At 60.8% G+C, this 15,280-nt stretch carries 13 protein-coding genes; 2 read left to right on the forward strand and 11 right to left on the reverse strand.

The genetic code is table 11. The features are described 5' to 3' along the window. Nucleotides 1–41: 41 nt before the first annotated feature. The 9 genes from VNX23_RS29790 to VNX23_RS29830 form a co-directional block, all read right to left on the reverse strand. Nucleotides 42–1,229 (reverse strand): dihydrodipicolinate synthase family protein, encoded by a 1,188-nt coding sequence (locus VNX23_RS29790; RefSeq protein WP_325635256.1) that lies wholly within the window; start codon nucleotides 1,227–1,229, stop codon nucleotides 42–44. A gap of 12 nt (nucleotides 1,230–1,241) precedes the next feature. Beyond that, nucleotides 1,242–2,393 carry a Gfo/Idh/MocA family oxidoreductase gene (locus VNX23_RS29795; protein ID WP_325635258.1) on the reverse strand — a complete coding sequence of 384 codons (1,152 nt, stop codon included), beginning with the start codon at nucleotides 2,391–2,393 and terminating at the stop codon, nucleotides 1,242–1,244. Beyond that, complete coding sequence (locus VNX23_RS29800; protein ID WP_325635260.1) at nucleotides 2,390–3,793, reverse strand: hypothetical protein; 1,404 nt, start codon at nucleotides 3,791–3,793, stop codon at nucleotides 2,390–2,392. The genes VNX23_RS29795 and VNX23_RS29800 overlap by 4 nt, the downstream gene beginning before the upstream one ends. Nucleotides 3,794–3,804: 11 nt before the next feature. Beyond that, entirely contained in the window at nucleotides 3,805–4,653 is an 849-nt protein-coding gene (locus tag VNX23_RS29805) for an ABC transporter ATP-binding protein (RefSeq protein WP_325635262.1), read from the reverse strand. Nucleotides 4,654–4,784: 131 nt separating this feature from the next. Continuing rightward, nucleotides 4,785–5,771: an ABC transporter substrate-binding protein gene (locus VNX23_RS29810; RefSeq protein ID WP_325635264.1), complete on the reverse strand. Its 987-nt coding sequence runs from the start codon at nucleotides 5,769–5,771 to the stop codon at nucleotides 4,785–4,787. Between the two features lie 130 nt (nucleotides 5,772–5,901). Further along, nucleotides 5,902–6,711 carry an ABC transporter permease gene (locus tag VNX23_RS29815; RefSeq protein WP_325635266.1) on the reverse strand — a complete coding sequence of 270 codons (810 nt, stop codon included), beginning with the start codon at nucleotides 6,709–6,711 and terminating at the stop codon, nucleotides 5,902–5,904. A 132-nt stretch (nucleotides 6,712–6,843) separates the two neighbouring features. Then, the gene (locus VNX23_RS29820; protein WP_325635268.1) at nucleotides 6,844–7,614 is read right to left on the reverse strand and encodes a restriction endonuclease; all 771 of its coding nucleotides are present in this window, start codon (nucleotides 7,612–7,614) and stop codon (nucleotides 6,844–6,846) included. Between the two features lie 1,130 nt (nucleotides 7,615–8,744). Next, a complete protein-coding gene (locus VNX23_RS29825; RefSeq protein WP_325635270.1) occupies nucleotides 8,745–9,482 on the reverse strand; it encodes a TetR/AcrR family transcriptional regulator in 738 nt (245 codons plus the stop codon). A gap of 71 nt (nucleotides 9,483–9,553) precedes the next feature. Further along, nucleotides 9,554–10,396: a VOC family protein gene (locus VNX23_RS29830; protein WP_325635311.1), complete on the reverse strand. Its 843-nt coding sequence runs from the start codon at nucleotides 10,394–10,396 to the stop codon at nucleotides 9,554–9,556. 415 nt (nucleotides 10,397–10,811) lie between these two features. Here VNX23_RS29830 and VNX23_RS29835 point away from each other — a divergent pair, with 415 nt between their 5' ends. After that, nucleotides 10,812–11,705 (forward strand): sugar kinase, encoded by an 894-nt coding sequence (locus VNX23_RS29835; RefSeq protein ID WP_325635272.1) that lies wholly within the window; start codon nucleotides 10,812–10,814, stop codon nucleotides 11,703–11,705. 157 nt (nucleotides 11,706–11,862) lie between these two features. Here the strand turns inward: VNX23_RS29835 and VNX23_RS29840 are convergent, their stop codons facing one another. Together VNX23_RS29840 and VNX23_RS29845 are read right to left on the reverse strand one after the other, a co-directional pair. After that, the gene (locus tag VNX23_RS29840; protein ID WP_325635274.1) at nucleotides 11,863–13,083 is read right to left on the reverse strand and encodes an NAD(P)/FAD-dependent oxidoreductase; all 1,221 of its coding nucleotides are present in this window, start codon (nucleotides 13,081–13,083) and stop codon (nucleotides 11,863–11,865) included. A gap of 3 nt (nucleotides 13,084–13,086) precedes the next feature. Further along, entirely contained in the window at nucleotides 13,087–14,289 is a 1,203-nt protein-coding gene (locus VNX23_RS29845) for a cytochrome P450 (protein ID WP_414643108.1), read from the reverse strand. A gap of 142 nt (nucleotides 14,290–14,431) precedes the next feature. Between VNX23_RS29845 and VNX23_RS29850 the strand changes: the two genes are divergently transcribed. After that, nucleotides 14,432–15,238, forward strand: a complete 807-nt coding sequence (locus tag VNX23_RS29850; protein WP_325635276.1) for an enoyl-CoA hydratase/isomerase family protein — start codon at nucleotides 14,432–14,434, stop codon at nucleotides 15,236–15,238. Nucleotides 15,239–15,280 lie beyond the last annotated feature (42 nt).

Consider the following 15,280-nt stretch of genomic DNA (forward strand, 5'->3'; position numbering starts at 1 on the left):
CCTAGTATCCTCTTTTCCGAAGTTCGTCAGTCATCGCGGCACTAGAGGCCGCGAAGCTCGAGCACCGCCTTCATTCGCCGCGTCGCAAGTTCGGGATTGGCAAGCAAACCCGCCTGGTCCGCCAAGCGAAACAGCTCGGCAAGATGCAGGGTCGAGCGCGCGCTTTCCTGCCCGCCGACCATGGTGAAGTGATCCTGATGGCCGTTGAGATAAGCCATGAATACGATTCCGGTTTTGTAGAACCGGGTCGGCGTCCTGAAGATGTGGCGCGACAACGGCACCGTCGGGCCGAGCACATCGTGGAAGCCTTGCGTATCGCCGGCGGCAAGCCGCGACAGCGCATAGGACGCAGCCGGCGCAATCGCATCGAAGATGCCGAGCAGCGCATGCGAAAAGCCCTGCGCGTCACCGGCGATCAATTCGGCATAGTTGAAATCGTCCCCGGTATACATCTTGACGCGGGGAGCGAGCCTGCGGCGCATGTCGATCTCGCGCTGCTTGTCGAGCAGCGAAACCTTGACGCCGTCGACCTTGGCGGCGTTGGCATTGATGACGCCGACCGCCACGTCCATGGCGCGATCGAGGTCCGGCGTACCCCAGTAATTCGAAAGCGAAGGATCGAACATGTCGCCGAGCCAATGGATAATCACGGGCTCGCTGACCTGCGACAGCACGCGATCGTAAACCTTGACGTAGTCGTCACCGCTGCGGCCGTGCCTTGCGAGCGCGCGTGACGCCATCAGGATGATGCGGCCGCCGGCCTTTTCGATGCTGCCGATCTGCTCTTCATAGGCCCGGATCACGTCGCCGAGATCGCGGGCATCCTCGGGCAACAGGTGATCGGTGCCGGCGCCCGAAAATACCAGCGCATTGCCTCTCGCCTTCGCCGCTTTCACCGAGCGCTGGATCAACTCCAGCGAGGTCGGCCAGTCCAGCCCCATCCCGCGTTGCGCAGTGTCCATCGCTTCGGCCACACCAAGTCCGAGATCCCAGATGTGCTCGCGAAACGCAATCGTCTTGTCCCAGTCGATCGCTGACGCGAGCCACGGATCGACATCGGCGAGCGGATCAGAGACGACATGGGCTGCGGAAAACGCCACGCGATTGAGCGTTCCTTCCAGACGTGCGGGAAAGCTCTGCGACGCCCTCAGGGGATAGGTCTCGATCCTGCCGTTCGCGGCCGGCAGTTTGAGCGACAGCGACGAGCCAGGCAAAACCGGCTTGTTCATGCTTGACCTCCTCTAAAGCTTGATCGGCGCGATGTCGATCCAGCGCCGCTCGCGCCAGCTCTGAAGCGCGCATTCGGCGAGTTGCACGCCCTTGGCGCCTTCCAGCAGCGTATATTTGTAAGGCGCGTCCTCGCACAGGTAACGGATGAACATCTCCCACTGTTCCTTGAAGCCGTTGTCATGGGCCGCATTCTCCGGCAGCTTCTGCCAGTCGGCGTAGAAATCATGCAGGCGCTTTTCGTCCGGATTCCATACTGGCCGCGGCGTCGCGGCGCGCGCCTGGATCATGCAATCGGTCAATCCCGCCACCGCCGAACCGTGCGTGCCGTCCACCTGGAACGCGACGAGATCGTCGCGATAGACCCGCGTTGCCCAGCTCATGTTGATATGCGCGATCACGCCGCCCTTGAGGCGGAACGTCGCGTAAGCCGAATCGTCGGCGGTTGCTCTGTACTTCCTGCCCTTCTCGTCCCAGCGCTGCGGAATATCCGTGGTGCCGAGGCAAGTGACGCTCTCGACTTCGCCAAAGAGATTGTCGAGCACGTAACGCCAGTGGCACACCATGTCGAGAATAATGCCGCCGCCATCTTCGCTGCGATAATTCCAGGACGGCCGCTGCGCTTCCTGCCAATCGCCCTCGAACACCCAGTAGCCGAATTCGCCGCGCACCGAGAGCATGCGGCCGAAGAAGCCGGAATCGCGCAGAAAAGCGAGCTTCTTCAGCCCCGGCAGAAACAGCTTGTCCTGCACGGTGCCGTGCTTGACGCCTCTTGCGTCGGCAAGCTTCACCACCGCCACGGCCTCTTCGAGGTTGGTCGCGATCGGCTTTTCGCAATAGACATGCTTGCCGGCATTGATCGCCTTGGTCAGCAGGCCGGGGCGCGCCTGCGTGGTGGCGGCATCGAAGAAAACGGTGTCGTTCCGGTTCGAAAGCGCGCGATCGAGGTCGGTGGTCCAGCGTTCGAGCGAAACTTGTTTGGCAAGCCGCTCGACTTTTGCGGCATCCCGGCCGACCAGGACCGGATCGGGCATGATGCGGTCGCCATTGGAAAGCAGCACACCGCCCTGGTTGCGGATCGCGATGATCGAGCGGATCAAATGCTGGTTCAGGCCCATGCGGCCGGTAACACCGTTCATGATCACGCCGAGACGTTGCGTCGTCATATCGATTGCTCCTGCAGGATTTTTGTTTTTGGCGGTCGCAGCGGCGCCATCGCCGACCACGTCGGATGCACGCTGGTGGCAAAGCCCGGCGAAGCAAGCGAAGCGGTCGACAGTTCGCCGCCATGGATCGCCAGCCGAATGCCGTTCTCGCTTCGCTCGTAGAGGTCGACGTGCGCCGCCAGAAACGCCTCGGCTTCGGTAGGCAGCGTGTCGGCAAAGCCATCGACGTAATGGTGGCCGTTGCGCTCGACATGCGTGATGCCGATCAGCGCCCCGAGCGCGGTGTCCTGTTGCACGGAAAGCCCGGCCTGACAGGTCAGGTCTTCGCCCGTGACGAAAAATTTTTCACCTTCCGTACTCCACCTGGCGGCGCGGCTCGCATTGATGATCGACTTGTAGAGCCCTTTGCAGGCTTTCGAGGAGATGCCGCGATAGCCGAGCGCGCGCGCCGCGCCAAACGCATCATAGGAATCGTCGGCCTCGTCGATGATGAAATCCCAAGACGCAAGCTCACCAAGCGGCGCGGTGCGCGTGATGTCGCGTGGCATCGGCTGCTCGATATAAAGCAGCTTTGCTGTGATCGGGCTCAAGGCGGCATCGTCCTTGAGGCGCACGACCAGCGCGCGCAAGGCAGCCAGGTCCGCATATTGCTCGTTGGCGTCGAGCGTCACGCGATAGTCGTGCGGCAAGGCGGCAAGTTCATTGCCGATGCGGATGAGGCGCGCGGCATCGCCTTGCGGATCGCCGTTGAGCTTGAGCTTGAAGTAGCGCGCACCGGCATTCTCCTCCTGGTCCCCAACCCCACCCTCGCCTTCGATCGTGTCATCGAGGCCGACGGTATGCCGGATCGCGATGCGCTCAAGCCTGCGGCTTCGCGCCAGAAAGCGCGCGACGTCGTCATCCCTGAGGTCGCTCGACAGCCGCGCATCGACGCCTGCGATATTTGCGGCCATGCCGTCGAAGAAATTCGCAAGCTTGCCGCGCAACAGCGCATCAAGGATAGCCTTGTCGATTTCGGCCGGACCGTAGGCCGCCGCCAGCGGCGGGATGTCCTCTTTCGCACAGGCCTCGACCTGGTTTGCGATGCGGGCGGCGTGGATACCGAACGCGGTGTCGAAGCTCGAACCCGTCAGATAAAGCTGGCGCGCGATTTCGATCGAGCGTCGCAATTCGTCCACGGTTTGCTCGGGCGAAAGATCGCTGCGCTTGTCGAACCATTTCGGCACCAGCAATTCGGCGCTCGCGCCCGTCGAACTCCCCTTGCCTTCGATATCGATTTCGGCGCGCACGAAGAGCTGGGAGGCCGCGTTGATCACCACGGCACCAAAGCGGAACGGACGGGTGAAGCGCACCGGTCGTTCGAAAAGCGATATTTCACGCAGCGACAGGCGTGGCGGCATGGAGCAAAACCTCAATCGATCGCGCTTTGGCTGAAGAAATGCTTGCGTATGCGCTGCACCAGCTCGGAAAACACGGGATCGGCCATGGCATCGAGCGAGCGCGGACGCGGCAGCGGCACGTCATAGATCGCGGCGATCGCGCCCGGCCGCTCGGTCATGACCAGCACGCGATCAGCGAGAAACACGGCTTCCGGAATCGAATGGGTGATCAAGAGCACGGTCTTTCCGGTCTCGCGCTGGATGCGCATCAGCTCAACATTCATGCGCTCGCGCGTCATGGCATCGAGCGCGCCGAACGGCTCGTCCATCAGGATGATCTTGGGATCGTGCACCAGCGCGCGGCAGATCGAGGCCCGCTGCTGCATGCCGCCGGAGAGTTGCCAGGGCAGCTTCTTTTCAAAGCCCTCCAGCCCGACCAGCTTGATGAGCGATTTGGCGCGCGGAAGATATTCTTTGCGCGACAGCCGCCTCATGTCGATCGGCAGCATCACGTTGTTGAGGATGTTGCGCCAGGGCAGGAGCAGCGAATTCTGGAACACGATGCCGACATTGCCATGCGGCTTTGTGACGGCTTCGCCCTCGACGAAAATCTTGCCGCTCGACGGCGGCAACAGCCCGGAGATCATCTTCAACAGCGTGGACTTGCCGCAGCCCGACGGCCCGACCACGACAAAGAACTCACCGGCGTTGATGTGGAAATCCAGCGGCCGCAGCGAGGGCACGTCGCCGTCGCGCGTGCGATAGGTTTTCGAGACGCCGGACAGTCGAATGCCAGGCGTCGTCGGGGCGTCGCGATCGGACACGACGCGAAGATGAGCGGTTGGTGGATTGAGGCCTGGGGTTCTGGTGGCGGCGTTCATTGAAGGCCCGTCACACGCTTACGCCGTCATTCCGGGATGGTGCGCTAGCACCAGACCCGGAATCTCGAGATTCTCCGATGTGCAATTGCACATCGTGGTTCGATGCTTCGCATCGCCCCGGAATGACGAAATCACTTCGGCAAATACTCATTGGTGTAAAACGCCTTCGGATTGTCCTTGGCCTTGGCGTCGAGCCCGCCATATTCGACCATCAGATTGACCGTGTCGGTCATGTTCCGGTCGGTCACCTGGAACGGCCGCTCGTCCCTTGTTTCAGCCGTGCGATAGAGCGGGATCGTCAGCTCAAAGCCTTGCGTGAGCGTATCGATCTTGCCGCCCTTCGGGTTGGCGTCGAGGATCGATTGCGCGGCTCCCTTCGGGTCCTTCTCCGCGGCTTCGACCGCCTTGGTGGTCGCCGACATGAAGCGCTTGACCACATCGGCATTCGCCTTGATGTAATCGGTGTTGGCCACGATGCCGGACGACACCAGGTTGATGCCGTAGTCGGCGAACTTGATCGGATAGACGTCCTTGCCGATCGCGTCCTTGATCTTCATCGACTGGTCCATGACATAGCCGAGCAGAAGATCGGCCTGCCCGTTGATCACGGCGTTGAGCTTGGTCTGGGCGTCACCGGCCACCGTGGTGAAGTCGCTCTCCTTCAGAGCGGTCTTCTTCAGAAACAGTGGCCAGATCTGGCTCATAGAATCGCCTGGCGTGATCGCCACCGTCTTGCCCTTGATGTCCTCGGGCTTTCGAATGTTCTTCTCGACAAGACCCATCACCGACATCGGGCTCGTCTGCAGCAACACGCCGGTGGCAATCACCGGCGCGCCCTTCACCGCAGCGCGCATCATGGTCGGCACGTCGACATAACCGAAATTGGCGGTTTTCGCTGCCACCGCTTGCGTGGTCGCACCCGAGCCGCGGCCCTCCTGGATTTCAAGATCGATGTTTTCCGCAGCATAGATGCCCTTGGCCTTGCCGTAATAGAACGGCGCATGCTCGCCATAGACGTACCAGTTGAGCATCAGGACGACCTTGTCGGCGGCGGAAGCCGGCAACGCCGTGAAGACTGAAACGATCAATGCCGCGAACACCGAAATAAAAAGACGCATTTTTCTCCCTCCAAGTCTCGTCATTGCGAGGAGCGCGAGCGACGAAACAATCCAGCACCGTTCCTGCCGTACCCTGGATTGCTTCGCTTCGCTCGCAATGACGGCATTTCGACTGTTCCGTTATGACAATCTACGCAGCGACGATGATGTCCTCGCGCTGACTGACATGCCAGGGAACCACCAGACGCTCGATCCGATCCACGATCCAGAACAGGACGACGCCGAGCAGCGCCAGGATCACGAGTGCTGCGAACATGGTCGGCAGGTCGAAGGTTCCGATCGAGCGTTGCAGCACATATCCAATGCCTGAATTGGACCCGACGAACTCGCCGACCACGGCACCGACCACCGCGAGCGTGACCGAAACCTTCAAGCCGGCAAAGATCGCAGGCATCGCGTGCGGCAAATTGACCGCGCGGAAAATCTGAAAACGACTGCCCTGCATCGCCCGCGCCAGATCCACCATGTCGGGATCGACCGACTTGAAACCCTGCACGGCGGAGACCACCACCGGGAAAAATCCGAGCAGGAAGGCGGAAATGATTTTTGGAAAGATGCCGAAACCGAACCAGACCACGAACAAGGGCGCGATCGCGATCTTCGGCACCGATTGCGAGAATACCAAAAGCGGATAGACGTAACTCTCCACCGTCCTCGATCCCGCGATCAGCATCGCCACCGGAATTCCGAACGCGGCTGAGAGGAGGAAACCGCAGATCGTCGCGTAGGTGGTCGGCCAGGATTGCCGGGCGAGTTCCGGCCAATCCTGCCACAGCACCGCGACGACGTCGGCGGGTGTCGGAATTTGATAGGGCGGGATCTTGAACAGGCGGATGGTCAAGTCCCAGGCGATCACGATGAAGATCAGGAAAAGGAACGGCCTGATCCACGCCGCGTTCAGCGCTTTCGACACGCCGCCTCGGCCTCGCGCTTGGGCCAATTTCCTCTCCGTGAATGATCGGCTTTTGCCGTGAAAATTAACTCGCTGGATAAATACTGTCCAGCCATTTCCGCCCCTCGTCATGCCCCGGGCTTGACCCGGGCATCCACGATTTTTGGCACGGGCTACCGTCTATGGCGCCAGAAAATAGACAGGTTCAAGACGAAGCTTTGATCTCTTGGCTTCCGGAATCTTGTCGTAGTGCTGCAACCATAGCTCCAGGAATCGATCAAGATCGACCAGCTCCATATGAACCGCTCCGTTTCCAGCTTCGCGCCGAGCCTCTTTCGTAAATCCTCCCGACGATACGAACAGGCCGATTTCGCGATCACCTCTGATGATCCCTCGCAGCGCGGCAACATCTTCACGGGATACGGCCTGATCACGATGTTTCACCTGAACGCGGATATGCGGAGTCTGCGCACCCAGCGGGTCGATGTAAGCCAGAATATCGGACCCGCCATCGGCGCCCGGCTTTGAGATCACGTTGGTCGCATATCCCATTCCCTCAAGCAACGCGGCCACCAAATCCTGAAACTCGTAACCGCCGAGGGTGTCGAGATAGGTATCGATTTCCTCTCGCGCTTTTTCCTTCGCATGTTCGAAGAGCACCGACGTATCGGGCGGTGATGCTTCGTCAACCGTGCCTGGTACTACTGCGTCTGGCTTGACCTTCGGATTACCCCACCGCCATTCGCCATAGCGTGAACGCATCAATCGCCTCAACTCGTCATCTGACATCGAAGCGACTTTTTGACCTTCCTCGGTAACGTGCCACTGGCCATCCGATTTGATCAGCAACCCAGCTTTGCTCGCTGCAACCGAATGAAAATGCAACGCAGCCCGCCATCGCGGCAGGCCGGAACCCTTCTTGGTCTCCCTGTCGAATTCGGTTAAGGGCAACTTCGACTCGATTTCCGGTAGATATCTCGGGGACGCATCCCGTCCGGGTGATTTCTTAGAAGACCAAGTACGAATTTGATGAGGCAACACCACGATCAACTGTTTTCGGTTGGGGTGCTTCTTGGACCGACAGATCAGAGAATTCGAATGATCTTATCTTCTAGTATTACGAGCGTCTAAAACTCGATGCAATCTTTGGTAGGAAAATCGATGCAAGCTCTGGCAGGACATCCCTGATCGCGACCGACCTGCCCGACGGGCAAATCACCGCGCCCTGCGGCTCCAGCCGTGTCCAGCCCTTCCGGCAAAAAATTTTCGTTTGGCGGCTCGGTAGAAACAGCAATAGAGCTCAATCGTCCCGTCCCATCTGAGGGGCGTTTCGCGATCGTCACGAACGTGAGGGCGGGATGCGGTGGACGCGGCCAGGTCGAAGAGACGAACGACGAAGGCTGCGGACGGCGAAGTCGTGTGGTACCAGTGCCGCCGATTTGAAGTTCCTGCGGAAGTTGCGGCGAGTCCGTAACAGGAACTTCAAATCGCAAGCGGCTCTGGAATTTTTGAATTTGCTAGTGCCCTTTGCTTTCCGAAGTTCGTGAAGGAAGGCGCTGCACGGGTGGACGAACTTCGGAAAGCGGGCACTAGGCGCCTCGACGCTGGTGTCAAGTTCTTAGGAAGCTAACGCTTCTCAGGGATGACGGTGACAAGAAAGCCCGATCACCGGGAAGAGCGCGAAGGAAACCGTTAAAACCATCCGCGCGGGGAATGCCGGGCGTTCCGGCGTAAACCGTGGTGACCAACTCGTGTGCTTTTTATTTTCGCACGCGAGGCTACGGGTGCGTCTGGCGCCCGGCATTCCCTGCGCCCTTTAATATTGAAGGGCTGGAAGTTCAGGACAAAACTCGGGCGACCGTCGCTGCGAGATCGTAAAACCGTGCCTGAGAGAACGGCGCGGCTGCTGTTTGACAAGTTAAAGGTCGGTGAAAGCCCATTGCGATCATGGCAGGGTTTATCCCGGCCATCCACATCTTCCTGCTCGGCTGCGAAAAGGCGTGGATGCCCGGGACAAGCCCCGGGCATGACGATTCGTCGGCCGGGATAAACCCGGCGATGACAAGCACTTCACTTTTGTTTCAAGCCGGCTGCTCTGCGGCAACCGGCAATTTCCGCGCCTTCTTCTTCGCAAAACTCGTAAACGGTTTCCCGGTCAAGGCCGCGAGCACCAGCGCCACCATGTGGTCGAGGCGTTCGTCTCTCGCGTCCTCGGTCAAAAGATCGCGGGCGAAGATCACACTCAGCGTTGCGCTGTTCGACAGATAGAAGAAACACAAGGCGGCGATAGAGATGTAAAGCTGAACGGGATCGACTTCGACCACGAAGTCACCGCCTGCGACCCCGCGCCTCACCACCGTGCGGATCATCTCGACAAAGGGCGAATGCATCGTTTTGACCTTGGTGGAATACTTGAGGTGGCGGGCCTTCGCGAGATTCTCCGTGTTCAACAGCGCCAGAAATTCCGGATTGCGCAAAAAATAATTCCAGGTGAATTCGATCAGTCGCTCGATCGCGCGTGGCGGATTGAGATGCTCGAGATCGAGGGTGCGCTCCTCGGCGCGTATTTTTTCGTAGGCGCCTTCGAGCACCGTGAGATAAAGCTCCTCCTTGTTGCCGACGTGGTAGTACAGCATCCGCTTGTTGGCGCCGGCCTTCGCCGCGATCCGGTCGACGCGCGCGCCAGCGAGCCCGTGGGTGGCAAATTCCTGTTTTGCGGCCTCGAGAATGCGAAGCCGCATCCCTTCGGGATCGCGCTGCCACTTCTGAATTCGCCTGCTCCTGACCAAAATCGCCGCCCGTTGGTTGACGAGGGGCATGTAGCACGTAGCGCGCGGTTTGAGAATGAAGGTCTCTTTCCCCTCTCCCCTTGTGGGAGAGGGAGAAGGAATCACGCCCTCGCCGTCCTCTCCAGCAACAGCGTATGCACCCCGCAGGTCCCGTCCCGCACGGTCATCACCCTCGTGCCCGGCTTGCGGCCGGCACGTATTTCCGACACCGCTGTTCCGGCCGCCAATAGCCGCGCGCGGGCCGCCTCGAGATCGGCGACGCGCCAGCTCAAGCCCCACAATTTGTCGAAAGCCGTATCCGCGGCCGCGCCCAGCCGTTGCACCAGCTCGACAATCAGGTCGCCGCAGCGGAAGAACATCAACCGGCCCCAATCCGGGTGCGAGCGGTCGAGTGCCATGTCGAGACCAAGCCGCGCGCCATAAAGCGCCGCGGCGGCTTGCGGATCGCCAGTGGAAATCACGACGTGGTCGAGGCCCAAAACCGGCGCGTCCGACATTGCGGCCGAAAGGTCGCGCGCCTGCGCCGGTTCAAGGAAGAACAGGCGCACCCCCCGCGTCAGGTCGGTCGCGGCGCGCGTGCGCCTCCAGCGCAACGTCGCACCGGAGCCAAGATCGCGGCTCTCGACATCTGCGACCGCTTCCGGCTGCAACGCAAGCCGATCGAGCCTGCGATGCATTTTTTCTATATCGTCGACACGAAAACAGATGCTGGCGAGACCCTCGACCGACTGCCTGATCAATTCGCGGATGTGTTCCGCCGCCGGCGCATGGCCTGCCGGCGCCATCAACTCGAGCGACATGTTGGCAAGCGTGAACAGGGTGGCTTTGGAGCCCTCGCTCTCGCTGCGCCAGGCGGGACGGCGTCCAAGCAGCAATTCATAAGCCCTCGTGCCGGATTCGATGTCTTCGACCAGCACGACGACGTGATCGAGGCCGCTGATCACAGTAAGATTCTCCATATGTCGGACATCCCTGCCGAAATCATCGCTGATTGCGTTTGCCGGAACCCGGAAACAGCCACGAGAGGGTTGGCGCGCGCAACGGCCCCTGGATGGTCGTAATCCGGCTTGATACCTATCTCAAGCCATCAAGGAGGCGGCTGTTGCGAATAATTTCAGCGAATGATCCGGCGTGACCGGTGCTAGTGTATGCACGCCGGCCTGGACCACCCCCAAGTGGAGTCGATATGACGTTCGCTGCCCACCTAGCCGCAGACTCGCAATGCGAATGTCAAATCCAGAACTCCACTAGAAACTTATATTTGCTAGTGGTCCTTTGATTCTAACATTCGCAAAAGTGCCTGCCAAAACGGGATGCGAATGTTAGAATCGGACCACTAGCGACGATGGAAAAAAACGAATGCAGGCTCTTTTCATTGGACAGACTTATATCGACGTCACCTTCATCACCGACCACATGCCAACCGGCGACGAAAAGCACGTCGCCAAGGCCTATGCGGTCTCGTTCGGGGGCAACGCCGTCACCGCGGCGTTCTGCTGTGCCAAGCTCGGAATCGTGCCAGACCTGATCGCGACGGTGGCCAATGACTGGCTCGGTCGCATGTTCCAAGATATGAGCGCGAAGTATGGAATCTCGATCCATCCGCGCAAGGTCGCTACTTCTTCGCTTTCCTTCATCATGCCGAAGGATGGCAAGCGTGCCATCGTCCGCTGCCGCGACGACGAGCATATCCACCCTTTTCCTCACCTGAACCTCCGCGGCTGCCGCGCGCTGCATGTCGACGGCCATCAGCCGGATGCGGCGATTTTCTACGCCAAGCATTGCCGCGAGGCCGGCATCCTGACCTCGCTCGACGGCGGCGGCTTGCGGGCCAATACTCACGAACTGCTCGAATTCATCGATGTGGCGATCGTCGCCGAACGCCTGTGCGAGCAGATGGACCTGACGGCCGAACAGATGCTGGAATATCTCAAGGGCCGGGGCTGCAAGATCGGCGGCGTGACCATGGGCGAACGCGGCCTCTACTGGTACGACGAAACCGGCACCGTGCGTTTGATGCCGGCGCTGCCGATTTCGCGCCAACGCGTGCTCGATACCAATGGCGCCGGCGACGTGTTTCACGGCGCCTATGTCTATTCCTATCTCGCCCATCCCGAAAAAAGCTGGCACGCGCATTTCGATTTCGCCCGCGCGGCGTCGACCTACAAGATCCAGCGCCTTGGCAACGAGGCCGGATTGCCGGCGCTTGCCGATATCGAGGCGGTGCGGCGGGAGTTTTCGGTCAGCGCGTGAGGAGATAATAAGAAAGAGCCCCGGGTAACTTCTGCACATACGTGCTGGTTATCTTTTTCCGGTCATGCCCGGCCTTGTGCCGGGCATCCACGTCTTGGCTTCAAAGACCCAAAGAAGGCGTGGATGGCCGGGACAAGCCCGGCCATGACGACGCTTTTTACGCCAGCGCCGACTTGAGGTCGAAACTCGGATCCGCCACCTGTTTCGGCGCAACCGAGCGGTTCATGCCGAAAAGCTTGCGTCCGAACACGTGGTCGGCGGCGCGGTTCACCGACTCGATGCCGACCAATTGTCCCGCCTTGTAGCAGAAGGCCGAAAACGTTCGCGCCTTGAGGTCGCCGCGCACCACAACCTGGTCGTATCCGGTGGTCAGCCCCGCGATCTGCAGCTTGTCATCACCCTGGTCGCTCCAGAACCACGGTAGGCCATCATAGGCTTTTGCATCACCAGTCAACCTTGCGGCGACACAACGCCCGTGATCGGTCGCGTTCTGAACCGATTCCAGGCGAAGTGAACCGCCGAAGCGCGGGCTTGCGAACAGCGCGCAGTCGCCGATGGCCGAGATGTTGGGATCGGATGTCAACAATTGCTCATTGACGATGATTCCGGAGGCGACGGGGAGGCCTGCTTCCGCCGCAAGCTCGACGTTCGGCAACACGCCGACGCCCACCACGACAAGATCGGCAGGAATATGACGCCCATCGCTGAGGCTGACGCCGGCAACCTTGTCGCCATCGTTTTCGATGCTGGTCGCCTGCACGCCCAAATGAATGCGGATGCCCGCCGCACGGTGCCGCTCCTCAAAATAGTCCGAGATTTCCGCAGTCACCGCGCGCGCCATCACGCGCGTTGCGAGTTCGACCACGTCGACCTCCAGTCCCTTGGCACGTGCGGTGGCAGCGAATTCGAGGCCGATGAAGCCGGCGCCAATCACCACGACATGCCGCGCCGTATGAATGCGTTGCCGCAGCGCCTCGCTCTCATCAAGGATTCGCAGGTAGCGGACATCGCCGAGATTGGCGTTCGGCAGATCGAGCAGCCGATTGCGTGCGCCGGTGGCGAGCACCAGATGGGCGTAGTCGAGAAACGAGCCGGAGGCGAGCAGGAGCCGTTGCGCCGACCGGTCGATGAAAGCGGCGCGGTCGCTGATCAGTTCGATGTTCTGGTCGCGGTAGAATTTGTCGGGACGGAACATCAGGCTGTCGGGGCGGCCTTCGCCCTTGAGATAGGCCTTGGACAAAGGCGGCCGCTGATACGGCAGATGCGCCTCGTCATTGATCAGGCAGATGCGTTCGGCGTAACCATGCTGCCGCAACGATGCGGCGACCTGGAAGCCCGCGTGACCTGCGCCGACAATCAGAACTGTGCCCTTGCTCATGATTCAGGCCGTCACCAGGCGAAGCGGAAGAATGTCGAATCCACGCAGCGTATTGTTCAGCCGCCGTTTCGGCTCGCCCGCAAGTTCAAGCGATGCCACGCGGCTCGCAAGCGCTGTCAGGATCGCCTCGGTTTCCAGCCGCGCTACCGCCTGGCCGACGCAGCCGTGAATGCCGGTGCCGAAGGTCATGTGCCCGGCTGCGCGGCGTCTGACGTCGAAAGTGTCGGGCCTTTCCCACCGGCGCGGGTCGCGGTTGGCAGCGGCCAGAAACAGCAGCACCTTCTCCCCCTCTCCCAATCTCACGCCGCCGACGTCGATGGGCCTGGTCGTGGTTCGAAAAAAGGTCTGCACCGGCGCCTCGTAGCGCAGCACCTCTTCGAACGCGCCGCGGATCAGGTTTGGATTTTCGCGAAGAATTTTCCACTGCTCGGGGTGGCTCGCCAGGCAGTAGAGCGCATTGCCGAGCCCATAGACCGTGGTGTCGATGCCGGCCGAAAGGAACGAGCGCACCAGCATCCCCGCCTCCGCTTCCGACAACTCGCCGGCGTCGACCGCATCAAAAATCTGCATGCCCAGCCCGCCCGGCGCCAGCACCGCGCGGCTGCATTTCGACATGATCCAGTCGCGAACCGGACCGGCATTTTCCATCGCCTGGTTGAACAACTCGTTGCGCGGACCGAACGAGTTGAAAACCATGCTGCCATAGGGCAACAGATTCTCGCGCCCTTCTTCCGAAATCCCGACCGCATCCGGAAACACCTTCAGCGGATAGGCTTCGGCAAGTTCGGCAACGCCGTCGAACTCGCGTTTTTCGACAAGCCGGTCGATCAGCCTCTCCGCCTCGCGGTCGAAGGTCACGCGCAAGACCCTGATTGCGGCGGGAGACAGGATGCGCGTCAGCACGGCGCGGGTGCGGGTGTGGAGCGGCGGATCGGCCTCCAGGATGATGCTTGGCGGACGCCATGGCGGCTCTTTCCGGAAATCGCTCAGACCGACGCCGGCGGAAGAACAATAGGTCTGAAAATCGGTCAGGGCATCGCGAACCTGCTCGTGCCGGGCCATCGTCCAGATCCCGTATTGCTCGAGCCACACCACCGGCCCCGCCTCGCGGAGCGCTTCATGATACGGATAGGGATCGTGCAGGAATGCGTGCGAAAACGGATCGACCTTCGAGACCGGCCGGCTCAAGGTTGCCTGATTGCTCACGATTGCCTGCTCCCGATTCCGGCTGTGCAACGGGGTTGGCCGACGGCCCTTGCCATTTTGCAGACTTCACCGGGGATTGTCACCTCTCACCTTCTGCGATTTAAATAACCGGGCAAGCTTCTGGACAGGGAGGCCATTGCAGATGACAGCGCCCGAAAGTGCTACCGCCTCCACGCCTGACGATCCGGCCCTGCTTCTAATCGACGGACCGGTCGCCACGATCACGCTCAATCGCCCGGCGGCGTTCAATGCCATCGATCTTTCGATCGCGAAAAAACTCGAGCAGCTGAGCGCGCAAATCGAATCCTCCGACGACATTCGCGTCCTTGTGATCGAAGGCGCCGGCCGTGCATTCTGCGCCGGCGGCGACCTGCAGACCATAGGTGCTGCGGCCGCGGCCGACACCATCGCGCCGATCGTCGGAGAATTGTTGAAGCATTACCACGCCTTCATCACCACGCTACGGCGGATGCCGAAGGTCGTGCTTGCAAGCGTGCACGGCTCGGCCGCTGGCGCCGGACTGTCGCTCGCCTTCGTCGCCGACCTCTGCATCGCCGCAGAGGATGCCCGATTTACGCCCGCCTATTCAAAGCTCGGCGTGTCTCCTGATGGCGGCGGGACGGTCGGGGTGACGGCTGCCGTCGGCACGCGCCGCGCATTTGAGATTTTTCTTTGCCACGACAGCTTTTCGCCATCGCAGGCGTTTGACTGGGGTCTGGTCGCAAGGGTGGTTCCGGCTGCCGATCTCAAGGCAGCGACCCGCGAACTGGCGTTGCGCCTGGCGCAAAGCGCCCCCTCGGCCATCGCGGCAACCAAGAGGCTGATCCATCGCGCTCCCCTGACGACGGTGGAGCAGCAGCTCGATGCCGAGCGCGACGCCATCATCGACTGCATGCACACCGAGGAGTTTCGCGTTGCGATCAAAAAATTCCTGAGCAAGGGAAAATAGGATCGGTGTACGCGATCAATTTCGTCATTCCGGGATGCGCCG

This window comes from Bradyrhizobium sp., assembly GCF_035570375.1.
Lineage (GTDB): Bacteria > Pseudomonadota > Alphaproteobacteria > Rhizobiales > Xanthobacteraceae > Bradyrhizobium.